Source organism: Hallerella porci (genome assembly GCF_003148885.1).
GTDB lineage: Bacteria > Fibrobacterota > Fibrobacteria > Fibrobacterales > Fibrobacteraceae > Hallerella > Hallerella porci.
Map to the genome: position 1 here is coordinate 1 of NZ_QGHD01000036.1, position 24,139 is coordinate 24,139.

Here is a 24,139-nt window from a genome sequence, read left to right on the forward strand (position 1 = left end):
GCAAAGACAGTCCTACAAGAGAACCTTGAAGAAGGTCCATCGTGACCAGCGTTTCCGCAATCACCCGAAGAACGGCAAGAAGGCTCACAAGGCAGATCGCAGGCTGAAGACAATCGCGGGACGGCTCGTCCGTGAATTAGAGCGAAATCTCGCCAGCAAGAACTTGTTGAACACGTACAAAGAAAAAATCGAGCTTTTCAAAAAAGTTCTGGCACAGAAGAAATGCGACAAGGACAAGGTCTATTCGCTTCACGAACCCGAAGTAAAATGCATCGGCAAGGGCAAGGAACACAAGAAATACGAGTTCGGCAACAAGGTGTCAATCGCCCGGAGCTACAGCGGCATCATTGTCGGCGCGGTCTCGTTCCGGGACGAGTATGACGGACATACGATAGACGATACGCTTGACCATGTTGAACAAATGCTTGGATTCAGGCCGAGCCGGGCCGCATGCGACCGGGGCTACCGCGGACAAAAGGAATCCGGAACGACAAAGATCGTAATACCGGACGTCCCGAAGAAAAACGCGACTTACTACCAGAAGAAAAAGGCTCACAAGCTTTTTTGCAAGAGGGCTGGCATCGAACCAATCAATGGTCACTTGAAGAGCGACCACCGCATGGGTCGCAACTTCTACAAGGGAATCTTTGGCGACATGCTCAATGCAAAGCTTGCAGCAGCGGCGTTCAACTTCAAGAGGGCCATGAGGCGCTTTTTTGTCCTGTTGGAATGGCTATACTGTTTTTGCCTTCTGTGGAACGGAATGAACAAAAAATGCGAACGTCCTTATCTTGCGTTCGCAAAGTGACCTTTTTAAGGGACGACTATTTAATGAGTTGAGAGATGGAAGAGAAGATTACTCTTACTTTTTCATTAATGAAAAATCCTTTTTTGGTGAAGCGGAATTTCGTTTTCATTCTACAAAACTTTTTGAATTACAGTATGGATATGTTGATGAATGCCGTATACCAATTGCAATCCCTGAATTCCGTTCGTTTGATTCATCAAAAAATTATTTCTATTACTGTTTTATAGAAAATACTGTTCGTTATAAATTTCACAAATTGGTTAATGGAGATTCTTTATATTTTGCTAGTGGAGGTTTGCGTTACAATCCATTCCTCGTTTTTCAATCAGAAAATGAACGAGAAGAATTTGAGGAATATCTTAGGAATATTCCAGATTTAGAGACAAAGATTGTAACTCATGAATTCGGTAATTCTCTTTATAAGGTTAAACCGTATGAAAATTTACGTTTTTTGGCGTTTGCCATAGATGTATATAAAGAATGGATGAATGCATAGTCTGTTTAAAAAGATATGAATAATGGTTGGGCGTATGTCAAATTTACAAGATGCTGAAAAGAAAGTAAAAAAGATTCTTGAAAAGTGGCCGAATGGAGCCACTTGCCAGCAGATATTGTCCCCGGCAGAAGGTGGCAATGCTGTTGTTTTCTTTTTTTCAGATGGAACAAATGAATTTGCTTTTAAATATTTAAACAATAGGAATATAGAAGCAAAAGAAAGATTTAAGAATGAGATTGATGTTGTAGAACGAAATTTCTCTATTGTTTCTGGAATTCTTCCAATTATTCAATCATCTAAAGATGATTTCTGGTATACAATGCCAATTGCTCAAAAAATTGAAGAGTATTTGGTTGGGAAACCTTTTGAAGAGGTAGTAAAAGGTATTGCTCAATTAGCGGAAACATTAGAAAAACTTCATGAATTGGAAATATCTCATAGAGATATAAAACCGGACAATATTTACTTCTATAATAATCGTTTCTCATTAGGAGATTTTGGATTAGTTAGTTTTCCTGATAGTGGTGATTTGACAAAATCTACACGTGGTGTGGGAGCTGTGTTTACAATGGCTCCCGAGATGAGGCGTTATCCTGATAAAGCTGATGGGAAAAAAGCAGACGTGTATTCTCTTGCCAAAACTTTGTGGATTTTATTGTGCGAAGATAAAAAAGGATTTGAGGGTACGTATGATAGCTTAGAACCAAAAATTTCATTAAGAAAAAATCTAATTTTTAAAGAAATTCGGAAAGATCGCTATTTAGCTGGTTTGGAAATACTTCTAAAAAGGGCGACAGAATATGATCCTGATAATCGCCCTAGTATGTCGGAATTTAAAAACGAATTAAATCGTTTTATAGGTATAGACTCTGATAGTGATTATGCTCAAGCTGATGAATGGAATTACCTTAACGAACTTCTTTTCAGTAAGAATATTCCGACCTCGGCGAAATGGACAAGTTTGGATTCTATCGTTGATGTCCTGAATATAGTTGGAATGAGCTCAGCTTTTAATCACATGTTTGGCCCTGATGGGGGTGGGCTGGATTTTGATTATGCAAAATTGGCGAATGAGAAAAATTGCATTTGTCTTGTGACTCAAAAAATTTTTCAATTAGTGATGAAGCCTGAAGTGCTCGTATATGAAAGATTTCCAGATTATCGATGGAATTACTTTTTATTGAAATTGGCTCCTTTGAGTCCTGTTTTAGGAGAGTTCGAATCTGATTTCAGTGAAATGTTGGTTGAAGATTTTCCGTCTCATTATGTTTCTGCGAAAACTGCTCAATATGGGGTGTACGACTATGATTCTGGCAAGCCATTGCCAAAAGGATTTTGTGTTGTACATAGATATGTAGGCGGCTCTTTCTTAATAGCACTTAAAAGTGGTTATTACAACGGTATTGCTGGAGCGTATGATGGTCGGCATAATGTTGTTTCTCCAGATGATTTCTTAAAATATGTAAGGCGTCTTGGTTTTAGTTTAGATAAAATATTCAGAGAGCTTCGAAAAAAGATACCTATAACGAAGTTTAGTGATGATGAACTAAAAACACGTATATTATCTTTAGATTTGTTTAATAAAAATCCGTTTGAAACAGAAGAGGAAGAAAAAAAAGTTCCTAAGGAAGATCATTTAAAAAAGGAACAGTATATATTAAGTAATGCATCTTTGTGGCATTTTGATGATTTACTTCCCCAAAATCAAGATGCAAAGTCAGGAGCGAAATTTTATTTTACGTTTTCTATAAATTCAATCACATTTGGAGAAACTCCGACAAGATTTTATCTTAACAAAAAAAGAATTCTCGTTTCGTATAAAACTTTATTCAAAGGGCCTCCATTAGAGGATTGTTTCTTTGTTTATGACAGAAACCAGTCAAAAGAACTTGAAAGACAAATAACTAAAAGAATAAATCAATTCTTAAATAATGGTGGTTTTCAACCATTGGGTGTATCGGACTACACCATAAATATTGAAATACGTAAAAATATAAATCCGCAAAGATTGTTTACAAAAGATGAATTACGAGAAGTCATTCTTGCGGCTGACGATAGATTAGATAACATTTTAGTTATTGATGAAAATGGTTTTGCTCACATTGTTCAAGATGATACGTTTTTATTCCCTGTTCGCAATAGTATATGGTGTCACGGAAATAAGTATGCTGGGAAATATTCTGATTTAAACCATTTAGATAAGGTGTATTCTTATATGCTTTGTGCCTGGCTTGAATATTTGAAGACAGGAGAGCATCAGTATACGAGTGACTGTGTAATTCAAACGTCGGATGATGAGATGATAAATGAGATAAAACAAATATGCGGAATTTCATAATGTAAAGAAAAAACAGTAAGAATGATACTATATTAATTCATACATATGCCTTCAACAACCGACCTTCTTTCACGTGACCAATTCGTATCCATAGTCTCCAATATTGTTGATTCCAAAATTAAGCAAAAGGAAGGCTATTCCTTTGCAATTGATGGTGAATGGGGTTGCGGAAAAACGACCGTTCTTGATATTCTTGAAGAACGCTTGAAAAGCAGATGTCTTGTTGTCCGGTATAATTGTTGGAAGTATGATTTTTACGAAGAGCCTTTGATTGCTTTGCTTTCGGAATTTGCAAAGGCGATAAATTCAGAGCAATCGTTTGACTATGAAGAACAAGAAAAGAAGGCTTGGAAGATTGCCGGAAAAATCTGTTCAGATGTGACTTCTAAGTTGATCCAGGTTGGAACCGGCTTAGATATAAAAGCTGCTGTTGAATATGTAAATTCCTTGCGGACTATTGCAGAAGAAGAGCGTATACAGATTGAAAATGTAAACGACAAGCTTCCAATTGAATTTCTAATTGAACAGATTCAAAATGATTTGGGGACGCTTTCGTCGTTTGAAAATCGTGGCATCGTTTTAATGGTTGATGAATTGGACCGTTGTTTGCCAGATTATGCAATTAAGGTTCTAGAAAGATTGCATCATTTTTGCGGTAATACAAGGATAATCCAGATTCTAGCAATCAACAAAAAGGAGATATCGGGGAGTATTGCGAAGGCTTTTGGATATCCTAATGCAGAACCTGAAAAGGTTGAGCATTTTGCAAGTCATTATATGCAAAAATTCATTGATATGACATTGTTGCTGGATAATGGAACTATAAATGATCCGCAAACATTGCTGTTTTCCTCGCTTGAAAATTTATTTACAGAATACGATAATCTTGACAAAACCTTCGTGGCGGATTTCATCCGGAATGTTCTGAAAGATATTCCTATGCGTAATTTGAAGCAAGTTGTAAAGGCCGTAAGTTCTATGCATAGTTTGTGCCTTTGCGAATATCCCGAAAAAGAACGTAAATTTTCATATGCGTTAATGTGTGCTGAGATATTGGAATGCGTGCAGGGATATTATTTTAATGGTGCTCACGACATAGACGTTGATTTTTCAAAATCAAATTCAATTCGTATTGCGTTGAAGGTGCCTTCGTTAAGTATTGAACGTAATAATGTTTTGAATCATAGAGCATTTCGTAATCGTGCAGAAGAGATGTTCTCTTGTAGGACAAAGCTAGTAGATCCTTTTTATACAAGTTATAGCGGTGATGTATATGAATTTTATATAGAAACCCCTGTACAAAAAGTGCTGCGTCTTTTTGCCCCTGACCAATCAAAAAACATTGGTTATAAAACTATCCCTCCTGAATATTTGATGAAGGATATAGAGTTTTTTAAAATCTTTAAAAAGAATCTCGATGTGCTGAGAATTCAGTGAACTGAGGAATTCTGCTTGAAATTTCCTGAAAAAGAATAAAGATCACTTATGCCCACCCCTAAATTCCCCATATCCCATGTCCTTGTGGACTGCGAAAATGTCGGGCTGAACGGCCTGACCGACCTTGTCGTGAATACAGACAGCTCTCCGCTGAAGTTCGTGCTGTTCCACAATTCTACAAACAAGATAAACCTTTCGCTTACGCAGCTGAAGGATTTCGGCTACGCCCTGAACGAGGGTCGCGTCGAACTTGTGGAACTTGCGATTCCCGAGAAGATGACCAAGAAGCAGGCCGAAAATGCGCTCGACTTCTACATCGCATTTTACATGGGCCAGGTGATGCCCCGCGAACCGTTCAACAGCCATTGCGTGATTCTTTCGAAAGATCACGACTACGACCCGCTCGTCCTGCACGTGCAAAAGCAGTTCGGCGAAGACCGCTGCGAACGCGTGGAATCGTACGAGGAACTGGCGAAACGCCTGGGGCTAATCGCGAAACCACAGGAAGCGAAAAAGGTCGCTGCGCCCAAGAAGCCCGCTCCGCAACCGGCGAAGGCCGCGAAAAAGGCTACGCCACAAAAGGCATTTGACTTGCAAAAGTCTCTCGAAAAGGCGAAGGCGAATCTGAAGGGTATGTCAAAGAATCCGCCCACCACCAAGGCCAAGTTGCAGAAGACGCTAAAGAACTGGTTCGCTGCAGAAAAGCTGACCGACGCAAATATTCAAAGCCTGATAGACTCCCTCCAAAACGCAGGTTTCCTGGAACTCTCGAAAACCAATCAGGTTAAGTATAAATGATTGCGGTAAAAAACATGAATAACTCATTTTGTCACTTTGTGTCAAGTCGATGGAGTTATATTTAGGTAGAATAGAAATCCTGAACGGCGATAAATTTAAAAATTGGCGATAAATCGGTGATAAACGCTAAAAACGGCGATAAAAGTGGCGATAAAAAATAATGTCTGAAGTCTTTATCATAGGTGCCGGTTGCAGTGTCCCGTACGGATTTCCTACGGGCACTATGCTGATGCAGAATTTGAAAAATTTCGACTACGGCAGAAAATTTCCTAGAAAAAATTATAGCGATGGTGATATTTTCCTAGTTGACTACATCAGGGGATACGAGACCGTGACGGAATGCAGACAAGGTCGCCTAGGCCGGACTAATTCAACGAAGAAATCAATTTTTTCTGTTGGAAAAAGTGAACCACTTTACTCGCTGACCTTAGCGAGAAACTACTTCGCTTTAAAAACCCAAAAGCGATACAATATATAGCTGACCACGATATAAGCCAAATTCGCCAAAACATTGGCGACATAGCCCGCGCTAAAATAATTTCCCGCTGCCGGCACCGCTTCTTTCAGCGATTCCAGAACAAATAAATTCACCAGATAGGCACACAAAAAGACGACGGCAAATCGAAGCATTTCTCTGGATTTTCGATTTTTGCTTTTAAAATTCCACGAGCGATTCATGATATAAGAATTGATACCGCCCGCGACAAAACCCAAAAAATTGGAAAGTTCCAAATTCCAATGGAAACATTCATATAAAATCCAAACGACAACAAAAGTAATCGCCGTATTGACGATTCCAATGAGATTATAACGAATAAAATGCCGCATATTTTCGCCTAGGAACGCGAGGAAAAACGATTGCGGAAATCGCGTTCGATTTCTTCCGAATCCGAGATTTCACGATGGCGCATCAGCAATTTTCCGTCACAAATAACGGTGTCGATGACCGAGGAATTTGCCGCATAAACCCAATTGGAAACGACATCTCCCGTCGCAAAACACGGCTCACCCAAATTCAGCAAAAGCGCATCGGCGAGTTTTCCTTCGGCGATAACGCCCGCATTCAAACCGAATGCTTCTGCACCATTCCGCGTGGCCATTTTCAAAGTGTCCGTCGCCGAAAGAACCGTCGGATCGCCCGAAGTCATTTTAGCGAGCAGCGATGCGAATTTCATTTCTTCCCGCATATCCAAATTGTTGTTCGACGCTGCACCGTCCGTCCCCAACGCGACGCGAATACCGTGTTCCAAAAAGCGTTTCATTTGAAATGTTCCGCTGGAAAGTTTCATATTGGAGCAAGGATTGTGCGCACAAGTCGCTTTGCGTTTGGCGAGAATTTGCAAATCTTTTTCGGAAACATGAACGAGATGCGCTGCCACCGTTCTTTCCGAAAGGACGCCGAGAGAATCTAAAAATTCAACCGGTGAAAGTCCCTGCGTCGGCGTCACGCTTCCGCGTTCTTCGTGTTCAGTTTCTGCCACATGAATATGATACGGCAAAAGAAAACGTTCCGAAATTTCTGCGCAGCGTTTTAAAGTTTCCGCAGAATTTGTATAAATCGCATGCGGCGCAATAGCGAGCTGCACTCGCCCCGAATAATCCGCCAAATTTTCTTCGACAAATTGGCAATTTTCTTCGAAATCTTTTTTGAGCAAATCGGCAAAAGTAACGCCAATGGAAGCGCGAATTCCTAATTCCCGCGCGGCGAGCGCTGTCTCGGTGCGGAACCAATACATATCGGCAAAGAAGACCGTTCCCGAGCGAATCATTTCGAGAATCGCATAACGCGAAGCGATGTAAACATCTTCTGGAGTGAGCGAAGCTTCTCGCGGCCAAATATATTTTTCGAGCCAAATTTTTAGCGGCACATCATCGGACAAACCGCGACAAAATGTCATCGCTGCATGCGTGTGCGTATTATAAAATGCAGGAACAATCGCAAAATGCGAGCCATCGATAATTACCGAATTCGGATCCGAAACCGAAAGAGTTTTTTCTTTTGCAATTTTTTGAAAAATATTTTCTTGAATTAAAATGTCCACGCGTTCATCATCGAGAAGCACCGATTGAATTAAAATTTGACTCATTTTATCCTCCGAAAAGTGAAGAATTTTCAATAAAAGTAATCCAACTTTGCACTTGCAAAATTGCCGAATGCGGCCACATCAATGCTGCAGAAAATCCTTCTTCGCAAAGAAGAATTACAAACGGAATCCACAATAAATTGAAAAATAAAATTGCCGCATACGAAAAAAAGTATCCGTAAATTTGTAAGTCGGTTTGATACGGACGCGCTTCATGAAAAACGCTCATCCCATGAAACGCCACGAAAAATCCCACCAAGCCCTGCGCCACTTTCCGCGCTTCGGGAATTAAAATGAGCGAAAGCAGCGAAACGAAAAATGCAAAGAGCGGAAATGTATAAGGCGCAAGCGAAATCATCGGATTATGCCTGCCATAAAATGTCACAGAGCCACCTTCTTCTGCGTGAGCTGAGAACGATTCAATTTTTCGAAAAGAAAGCAGCGCAAAAAATGTATGATTCAATTCATGACAAAATGTTTCAGCAAATTCCAAATTACGCCCGAGAATTGCGAGTAAAATTTTGAGCACAAAGTAAGCTGCAAATCCGATCAGCGGAAAGAGATAATTTTGAAGCGAATCAATTGCATTTTTATCGAGCACCGCAAAAAAATTCCAAGCCGAACGAATCAGCGCAAAAAAGAGAACGATCATCGCAACCGCTGCCACATAGCGAATTCCCTTCGCGCCCGAGAAACGGTAACCGATTAAAATTCCTAAAAGCGAAAGCATTACGGCGTCATATCCAAAGAATCTAACGTTTTTTGCATCGCTGCATCGACCGCTTTTAAACTATCCAAAGTCGCTTTTGTTTTTTCCACTTGAAGATTCACTTTTTCTAATTGCGATTGTTTTTGCGCAATTTCTTTTTCCGCTTCTTTGTCAGCACAAGAAACTACAAATCCAAACAAAATAAAAACCCATAAAATTTTTTGCATAAAATCCTCTGCGCAAAAGTTAACTAGAAATTAGAAATTAGGCAAAGCCTGCGCCATTTTTGACGGCAAAAATTTTTCTACTTTCCACAAAATGGAAGATTCCGAAAATTTTGAATTGATGCTCCCCGTCGGCGACAAAGATATGTTTTTTGCCGCCATCGCTAATGGTGCCAACGCGGTTTACTTCGGCGTTCCGCATTGGAATGCTCGTGGCAGAACACAAGACTTTTCATTTGAAGATATTCGCCGTATGATTCGCTACGCCCGCGTACGTCATGTGAAAACTTTTTTGGCGATGAACATTCTCGTCTTCGAAGATGAAATGGACGACCTTCCCAATTTCATTGATTGCTTAGCGGAACTCGAACCCGATGCAGTTATCGTTCAAGATGTCGGACTCATGCGACTTTTCCAAGCGGTTGCGCCCGGAATCGAAGTGCACGCATCCACGCAGATGACGATTGCGTCCAAAGAAGGCGTGGAAATGGCGAGACGACTCGGCTGCACGCGCGCAGTCCTTGCCCGCGAACTTTCTCTTCACGACATTCGCACGATTGCTGAAAATTCTCCGCTCGAACTCGAAGTTTTTGTGCACGGTGCGCTTTGCGTTTCGTTTAGCGGTCAATGTTTAACGAGTGAAAATATCGGCGGACGTTCAGCGAATCGCGGCCAATGCGCTCAAAGTTGTCGTCTTCCGTATAAAATGCTCGTGGACGGAAAACCGTTTGATTTGCACGGAAAAAATTATTTATTCAGTCCGCGCGATCTTTCGGCTTTAGACGATATCGATGAATTAAAAAGCATCGGCGTCAAATCATTTAAAGTCGAAGGGCGATTAAAAAGTCCGGAATATGTCGCAGCGGTCACGCGCGCTTTCCGCAAAAAAATCGACGGCGAAATCGTCTCGAACGAAGACCGCGAACCGTTAGAAGTTTTATTTTCTCGCGGACTCGGTCCCGGTTGGCTTCACGGCGTCGATCAGCAAAATTTGGTCAACGGAAATTTTTCCAATCATCACGGAATGCATCTCGGCAAAGTTTTGCACATCGACCGCAAAGGAATTACCGTCGAAGGAATTCATCATTTAGAAGCGGGCGATGGCATTTTATTTGAAAATCCGGGCGAAGAAAATTCCACCGGAAGCCGACTTTTTTCCTACAAAATTTCAGGGGAAAATACCGTTTTAGAATTTGCCAATACATTCCCTTTGCAAAGCGTTTCGCTCGGAATGGATGCGTTCCGCAATGATTCGCCTGCGATGGAAAAACGCTTGCGCAAAACATTCTCCGATCGCACAAACGAAAAACGCACGCCCATTCAGCTCAAACTTTCCGGAGAATTCGGCGAACCTTTAACTCTCGAAATTCAAGATGAAGACGGAAACAATGTCATTGCCAAAGCGGAAAAGCCCTTAGAAAAAGCACGCACGCCGCAAGAAAATTTTGAACGCATTCGAAATGAACTCGCCGCCCTTTCGGGAACCGCTTATGCTGCAGATCAAATTTCTCTTGAAATTCCTGCGGGCGCATTTATTTTGGACAAAGAAATTCGCCAATTAAAAAAGCAAGCAATTCTCTTTTTGAACGATACGCGTTTACTGCGCGCAAGCATTACTCCCGAAAAATTATTCGGCATCGGGTCCGAAATTTCTGCCGCTGCGGGAACCGATTTACTTTTACTTTCTCGCTCGGCTTATCATAGTGAAACGCCCGCAGAAAAAACGCAAATCACCGTTCTCATTCGCCGTCCGTGGCAACTTGAAAAATTAAAAGGCGCCTCTATTGATCGCGTCATTTTGGATTTGGATTGGGGCGTCGATTACAAGAAGCCGATGGAAATTGCTCGCAGTCTCGGATTCCAAGTAGGCATTGCGACTATTCGCGTTCTCCGCGAAGGCGAAACAAAAAATTTGGATAAAATCGTCGATTTAAAACCCGATTTTATTTTAGTGCGAAATCCGGGCGCGTTAATTTATCTGCAAAAATCCGGCATTCCTCTCGAAGGCGATTACAGTTTAAATATTTCCAATTCGCTTTCTGCAGAATGGTTCCTCAACGAAGGACTTTCCACGCTGCATCCGTCGTTGGATTTGAACGCAGCCGGAACAGAATGCTTGTTAAAAAATTTCGGCGGTTCGCATTTTGAAATTTCTGTATTCGAACACTTGCCCGCATTTTACATGGAGCATTGTTTGTATGCTGCAAATCTCACAAAGGCGAATCAATTCCCTTATTGCGGACAAATCTGTTCGAAGCATCACATCGATATCGTCGATCATAAAGGCGCGCGCCATTCTCTCGTTCCCGATGCAGAATGCCGCAACACTCTTTATTTAGAACGGCCGCAGTCAGCGCTGAATTTAGTTCCTGCATTTAAACAACTCGGCGTGAATAAATTCCGCTTAGAAATGCTCGAAGAAAGTGCAAGCGAAACAGCAGACAAAGTCCGCCTTTACGCCGAAGCTTTACGCGGACGCCTTTCTTTAAAAACCGCCGCTAAACTCATCGGCGCCGAAGAAAAATACGGAGTCGCTCAAGGGCAACTTTACCATACCGAAGTTTGGCAAAATCGCAAAAAATAAACGCAACGTTTTCACGCTGCGTTCAAAATTTTGCAAACAGAAAACTCCTCCAAAGAGGAGTTTTTCTTTTACATTTCTTCCAAATGTTTGCCCTTCGTTTCGTTGATGAATTTCACCACGAAGAAGATACTAATCGCTGCAAACAATGTGTAGAGCAAATAAGTCGGGCCGACACCGATGCCCGATTTTCCAGTGAGAATTGGGAAAGACCAACTGACGAGGAAGTTTGCAAACCATTGTACAAGGCCGCAAATCGAAATAGCCACAGCACGAATACGGTTGTTGAACATTTCGCCGAGCATCACCCACATCACCGGGCCCCAAGTCATCGCAAAGAATGCGACGTAGAGGTTTGCAGCAATCAAAGCGACCACAGCGCCACCGCCGAGAGAACCGTCCGCATTTGCATTCAAGAAGCACATAGCGAGCGCGCCGAGAGTAAATGTCATGCCGATGGAACCGATGAGAAGAAGCGGTTTACGTCCGAGTTTATCGACCAAGAGAATAGCAAAGACAGTCATCACCATATTGATGGTACTGTTAATCAAGCTCGAAAGGAATGCATCGCTTTCGCCAAAGCCAACGCTCTGCCAAAGAATCGTACCGTAATAGAAAATCACGTTAATGCCCACGAGTTGCTGAAGCACAGCGAGACCGAGACCCGCCCAAAGCACCGGCGTAATGCGTTTCTTGCCCGAAGTCAAAGTTTCCAACAAATCCGAAAGATGATGGCGTTTTTCTTCGCCAAAGGATTTTTGAATATCGGCAACATGCGCATCCAAATTTTCGGGATTAATTCTTGCAATCACCGCTTTCGCTTCTTCAATTTTTCCTTGCGAAACCAAGAAACGCGGAGATTCTGGAAGTTTGAGAGCTGCAACGCCATACATTACCGCCGGAATAATTTCAATCCAGAACATGATTTGCCACGCTTTGAATCCGCCGACGAGCACTTCATTTGCGCCATTCGAAAGCCGCACAATGATATAGTTCGAAAGAAGAGAAGAGAAAATACCGACGACAATTGCCATCTGCTGCATCGAACCTAAACGGCCGCGCAGATGTGCCGGAGCGGTTTCTGCGATATAAATCGGAGCGATGATACTCGCCATGCCGACGCCCACGCCGCCGATCACACGCCAAACAATAAAGTCCGGAACTCCAAACGGAACCCCGGAACCAATCGCGCTCACCGTAAAAAGAATTGCTGCTGCCAACATGCATTTTACACGTCCGAATGCATCGGCTAAACGCCCCGCAAAATAAGCACCAATCGCTGCCCCAATCAAAGAAAGCGCAACGGCTAAACCAAGCTGATGGTCAGTCATTGCAAAGTGCGCTTTCAAAGCCCCATTCGCTCCGTTAATCACCGAGGAATCGAAGCCAAACAAAAAGCCACCGAGAGCTGCCGCCATCGTAATTTTCACCACGTGTCCAAGAGACACTTGAGATGTAGATTTCATAAAAGCCTCCGTTTGGATAGTTTTCTCCCAATATACAGAAAAATTTTTTACAGAATATAGATTATATTCCAAATTGGTTGAATTTATTTTCCTTTTCTCAAATCTCTAAAAATAGCGGTTCAAAAATTACGTTTTCTTTGAATTTGTATTTAAATACAAACTAATTTTGAAAAATTTTGCACAAAAAAACGCGGCCTCAAACAAGGTCGCGTTCTTTGAATTTTCGAAAGAATTACTTCTTCTTCACATTCGTTTTGCCGAAGTCGACATTCGTCTTCTTGCCGAGAAGAAGAGCGCGAGTCTTCAACGGAAGACCGAAGCAACGGATGAATCCCGAAGCATCCTTCTGGTCGTACATTTCGACATTTGCGAAACCGCCGAGGTTCATATCGTACAAGCTGTACGGGCTCTTCATGCCAGCCGGAATCACATTGCCCTTGTAGAGTTTCAAGCGAACGTCGCCGGTGACCACTTTCTGCGTTTCGGTGATGAATGCATCCATCGCCTGACGGAGCGGAGTGAACCACTGTCCGTTGTAAACGAGGTTTGCATAAGTCATCGCCATCTTTTGCTTTTCGAACATCGTTTCCTTATCGAGAACGAGTTGTTCCAAGCATTCGTGTGCCTTGTACAAAAGCGTTCCACCCGGAGTTTCATAAACGCCGCGGCTCTTGAGGCCGACGAGACGGTCTTCGACGATGTCGATCAAACCGCAAGCGTGTTCGCCAGCGATTGCATTCAACTTTTCGAGGAGTTCCACAGCACCCATCTTCTTACCGTCGAGAGCAACCGGAGTTCCCTTGTCGAAAGAAATGGTGACGTAGCCCGCTTTGTTCGGAGCTTTTTCATAAGTGTTCGTATGCTTCAGCATATCATACTTATGTTCCTTATCCGGTTCTTCCAAAATGCCACCTTCGTGAGAAAGGTGCCAAAGGTTACCGTCTTCGGAATAAATCTTTGTTTTCGAGATGCCGGTGTGCGGAATCTTATGAGCGTCCAAGTAGTCGATCATGCTTTCGCGATCGTTGAATTCCCACTTCGGATCTTTCCACGGAGCAATCACCGTAAGAGACGGATCGAGTGCTGCATAAGTGAGTTCGAAACGAACTTGGTCATTGCCTTTGCCCGTTGCACCATGAGCCACTGCGTAAGCGCCTTCCATCTGAGCAATCTTCACCTGATACTTAGCAATCAACGGACGAGCGAAAGACGTGCCGAGAAGATAAGTGCCTTCATACTTTGCGCCAGCGCGAACAGTCGGCCACACATAATCTTCGAGGAATTCCTTTTTGAGGTCGAGAACGTAGCACTTCGAAGCACCCGTTGCGAGAGCTTTTTCTTCCAAAGCTTTTTCGCTCGGAAAATCGTTTTGACCTAAATCCGCTGCAAATGCGATAACTTCGCAATCGTAGTTATCCTTGAGCCACGGAATGATAACGGAGGTGTCAAGTCCACCGCTATAAGCGAGGACGACCTTTTTCTTGGAATTTTTAGCAGTTTTTGCCATTTTTTTGTCCTTTGAAAATTGACTTTAATAATATAGCACAATTTGCATTTCATTTTCACATTTTCATGCGGGAAATTTTATCGAAAACGCATTCTTTTTTGCTTTTTCAACGATTTAAATGTAGTTTTTAGGCAATGCTTCAACGTTCATTTGAAATTACTAAGTCGCAAACCTTGAAAAAGGTTTTAAAATCCATCGCTCAAATGGACGAATATAAAGCGGCAAATGATCGGCTCATCGTCATCAACGAGCCCGAATGCAAACGCAAATTTATCGAAAAAGAACTCGAGGAAATTAAGAAAGTTCTTCCCGAAGCAAAAATTGTGGGCATGACCACTTTGGGACCGTTAACGCCTCAAACGATTGCGCAGAAAAATACCGCGATTTCGCTGATGCTTTTTTCTAAATCCACCGTTTCTATTTTAGAGGCCGATTGTCACGATCAAGATCAATTCAAAATCGGAGCTCTCTTCGGGCAAAAAATTCAAGGAATGGATCATCCGCAAGGCGCTTATTGCATTTCGAGTTGCGCAAGACTTTGCCCCGATAAAATCATCGACCTCGCCCGCAATGGCAACGAAGATGTCCCCGTATTCGGCGCACAAGCGGGCTCTAAAAATGCAAATGTCGACGAATCCAAAATTTTTACGCACAATGCCATTTACGAAATGGGCGTCGTCTTCGCCGTTTTCTGCGGAAAAGAACTTGAAATTACAACCGATTTCAATTTGGGTTGGCATCCGCTCGGCAGCGAACATCTCGTTACCGAATCGAGCAACGGTCTCGTTTCAAAAATCGATGGAAAGCCCGCAGCGGATTTATACAAAAAATATTTAGGCGTTTATACCGACGAAACTTTTTACGAACACACTTGTGCGTTTCCTCTTTTAGTTCCCAGCGGAAATCATCCCGTCGCTAAAGTTGCCATCGGATTTGAAGGCAGCAGCATGATGTTTTCCACAGGACTTGCCGCCGGCACAAAAGTTTATCTTGCGTATTCAAAGTCCGAATATTTGTTAAAAGATACGCTGAGCTCCGCCAATAAAATGCGCCTTTTTCACCCCGAAGCGGTGATGATTTTTGCGTGCATGAACCGCCGCATTTTTATGGGCAACGAAAACGCGGACAAAGAATTTAATTACTACCGTCAAGTGATGCCCGAACTTTGCTGGAGTTACGGCTACGGTGAAATTTTACAAACGAAAGACGGCGGAGGCATTTTAAATTCCACATTCGTCGCCATCGGATTCCGCGAAAAATCAAAAAAGAAACCGAAAACAATTCCGTTAATCGTTGACGAATCTCTCAAAGTCAAACCCGATGCGGTTCCCCTTGCCGATCGTCTCGTTTCGTTCCTCGAAGCCACTTCCGAAGAATTGCACAACACCATTCTTCAATTAGAAAATCTCGCGGAACACGATCAGCTCACCGGACTTTATAACCGTCGCAAGCTCAACGAAATTTTGTCTTACGAACTCAACAAACGTCACAAAGAAGACGACCTTTCCGTTTTGATGTTCGACATTGATTGGTTCAAAAACATCAACGATACATACGGACACAGCGAAGGCGACCACGTTTTGGTCAAGCTTTCAAAACTCGTTTCCGAAACAATTCGTTCTTGCGATGTTCTCGGGCGTTGGGGCGGTGAAGAATTTATTTGCATTCTTTCAAATACGCCGTTAAAGGGCGCGCAAATTCTCGCAGAACGCATTCGCAAAAAAGTTGAAGAAGCAGACTTTTCTCCAGTTCCAAAACTCACGATTAGTTTGGGAATTACCGCAGTCCACGTCAACGAAACTCACGAAAGTTTCTTCTTGCGTTTGGACAAAGCACTTTACGACGCCAAAAAATCAGGGCGCAACCGCACCTGTTCGCGATAATCCATGAAAATTTCGGACAAGGCAATCGGCTACTTTTCATTCGTCGCAATTCTTTTCATCCTTGCGGGCGTTGCCTTTGGCATGTGGAATGCGCACAAAGAAAGTTCCACGACTGCGGTCATTGACTTTGACGAACTCGGCGCTCTTTCTCCCGAAGATCCGATGACCGAAAACGGTTACTTAATCGGACATGTCGGATCCATCGAATGGCTCGGCGATCGTTCCCGCGTTACCGTCGTTTTTGATAATCCGGTGACCCTTCGCGAAGGCACGCAATTTCGCAATGCATCGTTTGCGTTAATGGGTCAACGGCGCGTTGAACTCGTCCGCAATAAAGACGGCGAAGTTCTCCCGAAAGATTATATTTTCCGCGGTGAATTTGTTCCAGGCATTACCGAATCGCTGCGATTCATCTCGGATTTATATCAGCAAGTCATGCTTTCGCGCGATGCCATTCTCACCATCTTAAACGGAAGCGATACGTCTTCGGGAGTCGTGCAAAAATATCAAACCGCTTTGCAAAATGTGGAAAATCTGCTGCAGCATTTTGATAAAACAGCAACTCTTGCGCAAGATAAAATTCAAAGTCTTCTCGCCCAAGCAGAAACCGCTTCAGAGACCATTAACCGCACCGCCGACGCAACGGATTCTCTCGTTCAAATCGCAACTCTCAAAGCCGACAGCGCCATTCGCCATACGCAAAGCGCCCTCGCCGATATTTCTCTCGGACTCGAAAAAATCGACGCCATCGCCCGCAAAGTTCAAGAAGATTCTCTCGCCAAAAATTTGCTTGAAACAAAAGACTTAATCGAAAAAGTTTCTCAACTTTCCCAAAAATTAACCGCAGTCATCCAAGGAATCAATCCCAAAGACATCGCCGTTTACGACGAAAAAGGCAACCGCATCAAGCTCATCACTTGGAAAAATATGCACATCTGGGGCGGCAAAGCGAGAGACAAGCATAAATAACAGCCCCAAACTTCCAATTTTTCTTCTGAGAAGGCTCACTTTTTCAAAAAAAGTGAGTTTTTTTCTTCTTCTCCCCTTGACAAGAATTTTTTTCTTTTATATATTTGGGTCACCACGATGCCTCATAGCTCAGTTGGTAGAGCCCCTGACTGTTAATCAGGTTGTCACTGGTTCGAGTCCAGTTGAGGCAGCTCAAAACTCCCGATTTCGATCGGGAGTTTTTTGTTTTTAAACGCAAGAATTCCAAGCCCGGATGATTTTCTAAAAAATGAAATGCTAAAGAAAATGCCCCTATTTTGTTTTGCAAAATAGGGGCGCAGTTTTTGCCCGCGAGAATTTAACCGCCCGCCAATTTGACGGTAAAGCCTCGCTTTTCAAGTTCCGCTTTTAAAACATTTCGTTTATCGCCTTGAATTTCGATTTGAAAATTTTTCACCGTTCCGCCGGTTCCACATTTTCGTTTTAAATCACGTCCGAGATCGGCGAGATCCTCTTCGGCGACATCTAAGCCCGAGACGACGCTGACCATTTTATTTCCGCCGAGCCGTTTGAGCAAAATACGGACAATGCCATCGGTTTTCGGACGGACAGGCTGCGCCTTCGGCTGTTCAATGCGCCCTTGCCCGCTGACATAAACGAGAGTCGAACGTTCTTCCATAAAATCTCCAGTCAATTTTTCAATGCAAAATTAACATATTGCAGCTTTTTTATTTCTTGATTTTCAAATTCTTGGCAAAGTTTCCGCTCGCAGTTTTTCCCGAAATATGAATCAGATAAATTCCATTTCCGAAGTTTTGCAAATTGACTAAAGCAGAACCATTTTGCGTCACCACATTTTTTTGGCTCATCAAATTTTTCCCGCTCAAATCAAAGACAGAAATTTTTGCATTTTGTGGAATTCCGTTTAAGTAAACAATTCCTTTGGCAACGCTATAGTGGAACGCATTTGTTTGAAGAGTTTGAATCGCCGTGGACTTGGCCGCTTGAATTTCAATTTGGTCTAAATTCGGACCATCGCCATCGACCGTTTCAATTTGAATTTTATTTTCGCCGGCGTTGAGTTTTAACGAAACGCTTTGCGTTTTCCAAACATTCCACGCGCCCGTTGATTCGCATTCCGCGATACTTGAATTTTCGCCCGCAGAAATTTTTAATCGACGCGATTCCGATTTTCCAATCGCATAAGTGAAAATCACATTATACTCGCCCGCCTCTTTGACATTCACCGGAATTTCGACAATCGAATTTCCTTCGCCTGCAAAATTCACATAACCGCTTCCGTTAAATCCAGCGTTTTTATCTGCGAAAGTTGCATTGGTCATTTTACCGTCTTCGGCTTGGTAAATATTTCCGCTGCGAATGCTCGAGCTCGATTCGGGTTTAATAGACGAGCTTGAAATTTCCGACGAAGAACTTGAAGAAATTGAACTCGAAGATTTTTCTATGGATGAACTCGAAACGGGAGTTATAGAAGAACTGGATTTTGGCAATTCCGAAATCGCTTTCGCTTGGGTCACGCCGATTTTTCGAGTAAATGTATCGCCAGATTTATCCGTCAAAGTAAAAGTAATGTATCCGATACCCGCAAAATTTTCGCTTAACGAAACAGTCATCTTAGAGCCGTTTACTTTTGCGTTAACGCCGCTTGGAATATTTGAAAGTTGATAAGTTCCGTTATCGTAACCTTTCGTGAATTGCGACAAATCAATCGTCTGCGTTTCGCCATTTTCAAAAGTGTAATGCGCACGAGCCATCCATTCTAAGTAACGTTCGAGTTCTGTCCAGCCGTCGTTTAAGCGGTCTTTATTCGCATCGCTAAAATCGCCCTTGGCAGATTTTGGATTGGTGCCATACATTTTTTCCCACCAATCCGGGAGCCCGTCTAAATCGGAATCGTAATCATCTGCCCACGAAACGCTCGGATAATTTTCCCAGCCGCCCACATCGGTTTCGCGGTCTGGAATTCCGGGCATTTTTCCCACAGAACCCGTATAAGTGTAAGTGCCATTTTTCACTTCTTTTATGATTCGCGTATCGTGATCATCAAACACAGGCATCCGTTGGCCGACATCGCTTAAAACATCTTTGTAGGCTGCGGTTGCGCTTTGAATTTTTGCATACGATTCAAAGAATGGTTTTGCATTCCAAATTGTCCAATCGAGTTTTTGTCCATTGCTCAAAGTATAGGTGCGACCGCAATCATCTTTCGTGCCATCGCATTTGAATTTTCCATCTTTCAGTTGCAAAATATTATTGTGAAAATAATACGCCTGCGAACCTTTTCCCGTTCCTTCTAAATCAGCTTTTAAGACATAATCCAAAACGCGCGAAGCGGCTCCTGCTTTGTAATAATTCCCGACAAAATTTACTTCGTGCGCGCCGCCATCGGTCACACGACCTTCCCAGTTGTAAACGACATTATTAAAAATATCGAGGCGACCTGCATAATAACCGTTCCCATCAAGGCCTCCGCCCATACTCCAGTTGCGGCCTTCGTTATGCGCTAATAAATTATGATGAAAAGATCCGACATCGCCGCCGATTGTCGCTGCATATCCGTGGCCAGTTCCCTTCGGATAATTTTGATGGTCCGCAATATTTAATGCTTCAGAAATTAACGTGCGTTGAAGAGTTAAATTTTTTCCGCCGCGACTGGAAAACGCTTCGTCAATTGTCCAACTGATACTTGCATGATCTAAAATGCTATTATCGCCGCCGGTTAAACCCATGCCATCGTAAGTTGTGCCATAACCTAAGCGCACACGCATAAAGCGAACAATCATATCGTGACCCGTAAAACCAATCGGAGCACTTTTAATCGTAATGCCTTTTCCAGGAGCCGTTTGCCCCGCAATCGTTGTAAAATCGTGATTGCAAACTAAGCGACTTTTGAGTTGAATCATTCCCGCGACTTTAAATACAATCGTTCTAGGGCCAATATCTGCGGTGCACGCCTCGCGCAAAGAACCTGCGCCATCGTCATTTAAATTTGTCACGTAAACGACTTTTCCGCCACGGCCTCCGACTGCCATGCGCCCGTAGCCTTCGGCATCGTCAAACGCTAAACGCCCCGGCTGAAATTTCCAAACATTTCCTTTTGTGATGATTCCATTTCCATCGACTTCATCGACTCGCCAAAAGTAACTTTGCAAAGGTGTCAAATTGGAAACTTGATAAGAAGTGCTTGTTTGTTCGCCTTTATAATCAGCACTTTTTGTATTCGCATTCACAACTGCCAAAGAATCTAGCCCCAAATAAATCTGATGTTTTTTTGCACCATTTGCAGCATTCCAGCTGAGAGTCATCGCACCATGATTATGCGCAGCATGCATGTTCAAATCACTTGGCACAGGCGATTTTGCTTGAGCCGCAACATTTGCCACATTCAATTCAAAACCGTTCAAAATCACATTCTTGATCGTATTGTTTCCTCGGGGCTTTAACGCAATGTCCACCGTCCCGTTCGTCACCTTAAAAGTCATATACGCAAAAGCGGCCTTGTCATTGGCAAGCGCCCGTACCGTCGGAGCTACGGAGGCCTGCTTTACCCCGTTCACATAAACGTCGATGTCGCTTGGTTTATTTGTCGTGTAATCATCCGGATGATTTAAATAAAGCAAAATGGAATTTTCACCGTTTTGCAAATTCGAAAATGTCAAAGAAATTTCGCCACCGTTATCGCCGCCATCGACTTTCACGCCGTCGCCGACAAGGCGCGCATAATTGGGCGATTGCACTGCGATTTTATAATAAGTGCTCCGAAGATTTGTGCCGACACTTCCTTTTGCAATGTTGATTTTGACGCCACTAATTGTTGTATCTTTTGAACTTACTCCGCTCACCATCCAACGCGTAAAATTCGGCTCCGTGACTTCGGCACTTTGCCTGCCGCTCATATCAAAATCCACTTTGATTGTCGGGGATGCTGCAAAAACTTGTGCTGTAAAAATCGCACAAGCTAAAGCACTAGCCAAAGAAAAATGATTCATCACAAACACTCCATTTTAATGAGGAATGAAAAGCATTCCTAACTTCTCACAATTAAAATTATTCTCGTCTTTTGAAGTTTAAAAGGGTAGTTGTAATTATCGGTTGTCTGTGGACTACGAAAGCGCGGCTTTGCCGCACTTCAATACAAATATCGGAATTGAAAATTTTAATGTTAAAGCTATTATACCAACACCATTGGAAAAATGCTGCGCACATAGCGGCTTACATTCTCAAGTGAATATGTAAATTTCTTTCTATAAAACCAAAATCTTCTAGCAAAGAACCGCGCAAGCGGTTCTTTTTATTTGAATCAAACGCTGCCCGCAAAATTCACGCCTTCTTGGTTACACTCATTTTCAAAAACTGAAAATATATTTGCCTACGGTATGGAAGAGATTTCGAAAAGAAAGATTTTAAAACAAAAGCAATTTTTTCGCAGCGTGTTGCATTCACGCCCGCAAATATTCCGCTTAGAAAACGCGCACGATTTCAATCAAAAATGAAATCGTTTCCGCTCGCACCGCCCTTGTCCGGAGAGCTTTCCGCACGGTTCTCACCGAGTGACACGCCGAAAGCAAACTCAACCGCGTTCAGCTCGCCGAAAAATGCAACATGTCTCGGCTGCATTTATACCGCCTCGAAAATTGCCGAGAGTCGCCCACGCTCCACACAATTGCGAACATTCTCAAAGCGCTCGGAAAAAATTGGATCGATTTCGGCAAAGCGATGGAAAAAGCAATCCAAACAGAACGCCTCGTCGCCGAACATCAAAGCGATTGGAAATCAATTCGTTAAAACTTTTTCGTCAAGATTTCCCCGCCGCGAAGCGGCGCACCTAAATTTCTCATTCAATTTCGTATTGTTTTGAAAATTTAACATTTATAAAACATTGTAAAATTTCATTCAACAAAATAAATTTTCTCTTGGATTGAGCCGTGGAGGATGATCGTTCTTTGCGGTATGAATAAACCTTAATCCGGTTATTCGACAAACGACACTAATTCAATCCAGGAGAAGTGCGGACGCACTTCTCTTTTTTGTGCACCGCCAAGCGACACTAGTATCCACTTAAAATCATTCTAAAATCGCTCAATCCCTTTATTTGCCAGGTTTTCAGCCGATTTTGAGCCCGCAACGCTTTGAATTTATCAAAGTTCAAAACTTTATCCAGAAAAATTTCGGAAAGTGGTTTGCTATGATGAACAAACTAACATCAAATGAACAAACCCCGAAAGCAGTTTTCAACTTTCAGGGTTCGTATCATTTTACAACGATTCTTATAATTTTTACTTCACGCTAATTTTATGCGTTTCGTTCCCGACTTTTAACAAGTAAGCCCCGCTGTGATCGACCTGAATTACTTCGTCTACATTTTGAATCACAAAGCGCTTTAAGAGGCGGCCTTGCAGGTCAAACAAAGCACAAAGTGTTCCAATGTTCGCATTTGAAATATGAATATTTAAGGCATTGGTAGAAATCACCTTGAAGGATTGCTTTTTCATATCGCGAATTTTTGTCGATTTAACGATATTGAATGTTGTAGAGGCGGTTCCTGTGTAATTGCCATTGAGTTCTACAATTACAGTAGCGACACCTTCGTTCACATTATCTTCATAAGTGACAGTGTAATTTGACGATGCAATTTCTGTAGAACCATTCATCACCTTTACAGTCGGCTTAATTGCGGAGCCAGTATACGTTTGATCAGCGATTGTGGCAATCGTCGGAGTAATCTTTGCAGGAACTATATTGAATGTTTGCGTTGCGGTACCAGAGAAATTTCCCTTGAGAGTTACTGTTACAGTTGCTTCACCAACATTGATGTTATTCTTATAAGTGACCGTGTAATTTGACGATGCAAGCAAAGTCTCGCCATTGTAAACATAGACGTTCGGCGTTAGTGCAGAGCCAGTGTATGGCTGGTCTGCGATTATTCCAATCGTCGGAGTAATCGCTTTACCGACAATTCTAAATGTTTGCGTTGCAGTGCCTGCATAATTACCAGACAAGGTTACCGTCACCTTTGCTGTTCCGTAAGAAACGTTGTTTGAATAACTGACGGTGTATTCTTCAAGCAGTTTCGTCTTTTCGGCATCGGCGTAGACTTTTACGCTCGGCGTAATCGCTGAACCGGTGTATTCCTGATCTGCAATTGCGGCAATTGTCGGAGTGATTTTTGCAGCAACAATGTTGAATGTTTTAGAAGCTGTTCCTACGTAATTATTTTTAAGCGTTACCGTTGCGGTAGCTTCACCAACATCCACATTATTTTTATACGAAACCGTGTAATTTGACGATGCAAGCAAAGTCTCGCCATTGTAAACCTTGACGCTCGGCGTTACTGCAGAGCCAGTGTATGGCTGGTCTGCAATTATTCCAATCGTCGGGGTGATGATTGTCCCCACGATTTCAAAATTGACAATTTTGCAATCTGTATAGGAACCGGTTCCACACACATTGATTGTGGCGGTTCCAAAGTTCACATTATTGGAATAAGTTACAGAATAATCCGTCAAGCGATTTAAAGTATCACCCATTACAATGACATACATCACCGCAGGAGTTTTCGCATTTCCATCATATTCAATTTTTGTTAAATCTTCAGTAATGACTGTAGCACTTGCAAGCGAATTTCCAAAATACACAAAGTATGGATACGTTTTGGCTTCCTTAATTTTCCAGACATCTGGACTCTATCCATAAAACTGTGTCATTCACCACCAAGCATCATTTGAAAAATGATGTAAATTGAGGAACTATGATGACACACGAAGAATATAAAGAGATGATCAAAAAAGCAGCATCTCAGTTCAAAACAGGAAAGCCAATTTTTGGCAAAGACGGAGCAT

General features: G+C 42.6%; 17 protein-coding genes, 1 tRNA gene and 1 pseudogene. 10 read left to right on the forward strand and 9 right to left on the reverse strand.

What is annotated here, in order from left to right:
• From B0H50_RS11780 to B0H50_RS11800, 5 genes are all read left to right on the forward strand, one after another.
• Positions 1-808, forward strand: an 808-nt coding sequence (locus B0H50_RS11780) for a transposase (protein ID WP_408609879.1), incomplete at its 5' end; no start/stop codon positions are given.
• Positions 792-1,304, forward strand: a complete 513-nt coding sequence (locus B0H50_RS11785) for a hypothetical protein (protein ID WP_109587818.1) — start codon at positions 792-794, stop codon at positions 1,302-1,304. The genes B0H50_RS11780 and B0H50_RS11785, both read left to right, overlap by 17 nt.
• Before the next feature lie 34 nt (positions 1,305-1,338).
• The gene (locus B0H50_RS11790; protein ID WP_158275921.1) at positions 1,339-3,642 is read left to right on the forward strand and encodes a protein kinase domain-containing protein; all 2,304 of its coding nucleotides are present in this window, start codon (positions 1,339-1,341) and stop codon (positions 3,640-3,642) included.
• Positions 3,643-3,687: 45 nt separating this feature from the next.
• Complete coding sequence (locus B0H50_RS11795; RefSeq protein ID WP_109587820.1) at positions 3,688-5,079, forward strand: KAP family P-loop NTPase fold protein; 1,392 nt, start codon at positions 3,688-3,690, stop codon at positions 5,077-5,079.
• A 48-nt stretch (positions 5,080-5,127) separates the two neighbouring features.
• On the forward strand, positions 5,128-5,877 hold the full coding sequence (locus tag B0H50_RS11800; RefSeq protein WP_109587821.1) for a PIN domain-containing protein: 750 nt from the start codon (positions 5,128-5,130) through the stop codon (positions 5,875-5,877).
• Between the two features lie 438 nt (positions 5,878-6,315).
• Here the strand turns inward: B0H50_RS11800 and B0H50_RS11805 are convergent, their stop codons facing one another.
• From B0H50_RS11805 to B0H50_RS11820, 4 genes are read right to left on the reverse strand one after another with little or no spacing between them, the layout of a single operon-like run.
• A complete protein-coding gene (locus B0H50_RS11805) occupies positions 6,316-6,705 on the reverse strand; it encodes a GtrA family protein (protein ID WP_073302306.1) in 390 nt (129 codons plus the stop codon).
• An 8-nt stretch (positions 6,706-6,713) separates the two neighbouring features.
• Positions 6,714-7,964 (reverse strand): amidohydrolase, encoded by a 1,251-nt coding sequence (locus B0H50_RS11810; RefSeq protein ID WP_109587822.1) that lies wholly within the window; start codon positions 7,962-7,964, stop codon positions 6,714-6,716.
• A gap of 1 nt (position 7,965) precedes the next feature.
• Positions 7,966-8,691, reverse strand: coding sequence for a M50 family metallopeptidase (locus B0H50_RS11815; protein ID WP_106198659.1), 726 nt, complete (start codon positions 8,689-8,691; stop codon positions 7,966-7,968).
• A complete protein-coding gene (locus B0H50_RS11820) occupies positions 8,691-8,897 on the reverse strand; it encodes a hypothetical protein (protein WP_106198658.1) in 207 nt (68 codons plus the stop codon). Before B0H50_RS11820 ends, B0H50_RS11815 begins: the two co-directional genes overlap by 1 nt.
• 91 nt (positions 8,898-8,988) lie before the next feature.
• Between B0H50_RS11820 and B0H50_RS11825 the strand changes: the two genes are divergently transcribed.
• The gene (locus B0H50_RS11825) at positions 8,989-11,478 is read left to right on the forward strand and encodes a U32 family peptidase (protein WP_106198657.1); all 2,490 of its coding nucleotides are present in this window, start codon (positions 8,989-8,991) and stop codon (positions 11,476-11,478) included.
• Positions 11,479-11,546: 68 nt separating this feature from the next.
• Here B0H50_RS11825 and B0H50_RS11830 read toward each other — a convergent pair whose 3' ends face one another.
• Positions 11,547-13,013, reverse strand: coding sequence for a sugar porter family MFS transporter (locus B0H50_RS11830; protein WP_106198656.1), 1,467 nt, complete (start codon positions 13,011-13,013; stop codon positions 11,547-11,549).
• 160 nt (positions 13,014-13,173) lie between these two features.
• Positions 13,174-14,448 carry an argininosuccinate synthase gene (locus B0H50_RS11835; RefSeq protein WP_106198655.1) on the reverse strand — a complete coding sequence of 425 codons (1,275 nt, stop codon included), beginning with the start codon at positions 14,446-14,448 and terminating at the stop codon, positions 13,174-13,176.
• Positions 14,449-14,621: 173 nt separating this feature from the next.
• Here B0H50_RS11835 and B0H50_RS11840 point away from each other — a divergent pair, with 173 nt between their 5' ends.
• The 3 genes from B0H50_RS11840 to B0H50_RS11850 all read left to right on the forward strand — a co-directional run bounded on the left by B0H50_RS11840 (position 14,622) and on the right by B0H50_RS11850 (position 17,491).
• On the forward strand, positions 14,622-16,331 hold the full coding sequence (locus tag B0H50_RS11840) for a sensor domain-containing diguanylate cyclase (protein ID WP_158275923.1): 1,710 nt from the start codon (positions 14,622-14,624) through the stop codon (positions 16,329-16,331).
• A 3-nt stretch (positions 16,332-16,334) separates the two neighbouring features.
• Positions 16,335-17,300, forward strand: a complete 966-nt coding sequence (locus B0H50_RS11845) for an MlaD family protein (RefSeq protein ID WP_106198653.1) — start codon at positions 16,335-16,337, stop codon at positions 17,298-17,300.
• 118 nt (positions 17,301-17,418) lie between these two features.
• A tRNA-Asn gene (locus B0H50_RS11850) sits at positions 17,419-17,491 on the forward strand.
• Between the two features lie 146 nt (positions 17,492-17,637).
• Here B0H50_RS11850 and B0H50_RS11855 read toward each other — a convergent pair.
• Together B0H50_RS11855 and B0H50_RS11860 are read right to left on the reverse strand one after the other, a co-directional pair.
• Positions 17,638-17,958, reverse strand: coding sequence for an SUI1 family translation initiation factor (locus B0H50_RS11855; RefSeq protein ID WP_106198652.1), 321 nt, complete (start codon positions 17,956-17,958; stop codon positions 17,638-17,640).
• A 49-nt stretch (positions 17,959-18,007) separates the two neighbouring features.
• Positions 18,008-21,289, reverse strand: a complete 3,282-nt coding sequence (locus tag B0H50_RS11860; protein WP_146193759.1) for a CBM35 domain-containing protein — start codon at positions 21,287-21,289, stop codon at positions 18,008-18,010.
• 586 nt (positions 21,290-21,875) lie between these two features.
• Between B0H50_RS11860 and B0H50_RS11865 the strand changes: the two are divergent.
• Positions 21,876-22,085 (forward strand): annotated as a pseudogene (locus tag B0H50_RS11865) (helix-turn-helix domain-containing protein); the annotation flags it as partial.
• Positions 22,086-22,576: 491 nt separating this feature from the next.
• Here B0H50_RS11865 and B0H50_RS11870 read toward each other — a convergent pair.
• Positions 22,577-23,935, reverse strand: coding sequence for a hypothetical protein (locus B0H50_RS11870; RefSeq protein WP_109587825.1), 1,359 nt, complete (start codon positions 23,933-23,935; stop codon positions 22,577-22,579).
• Positions 23,936-24,139 lie beyond the last annotated feature (204 nt).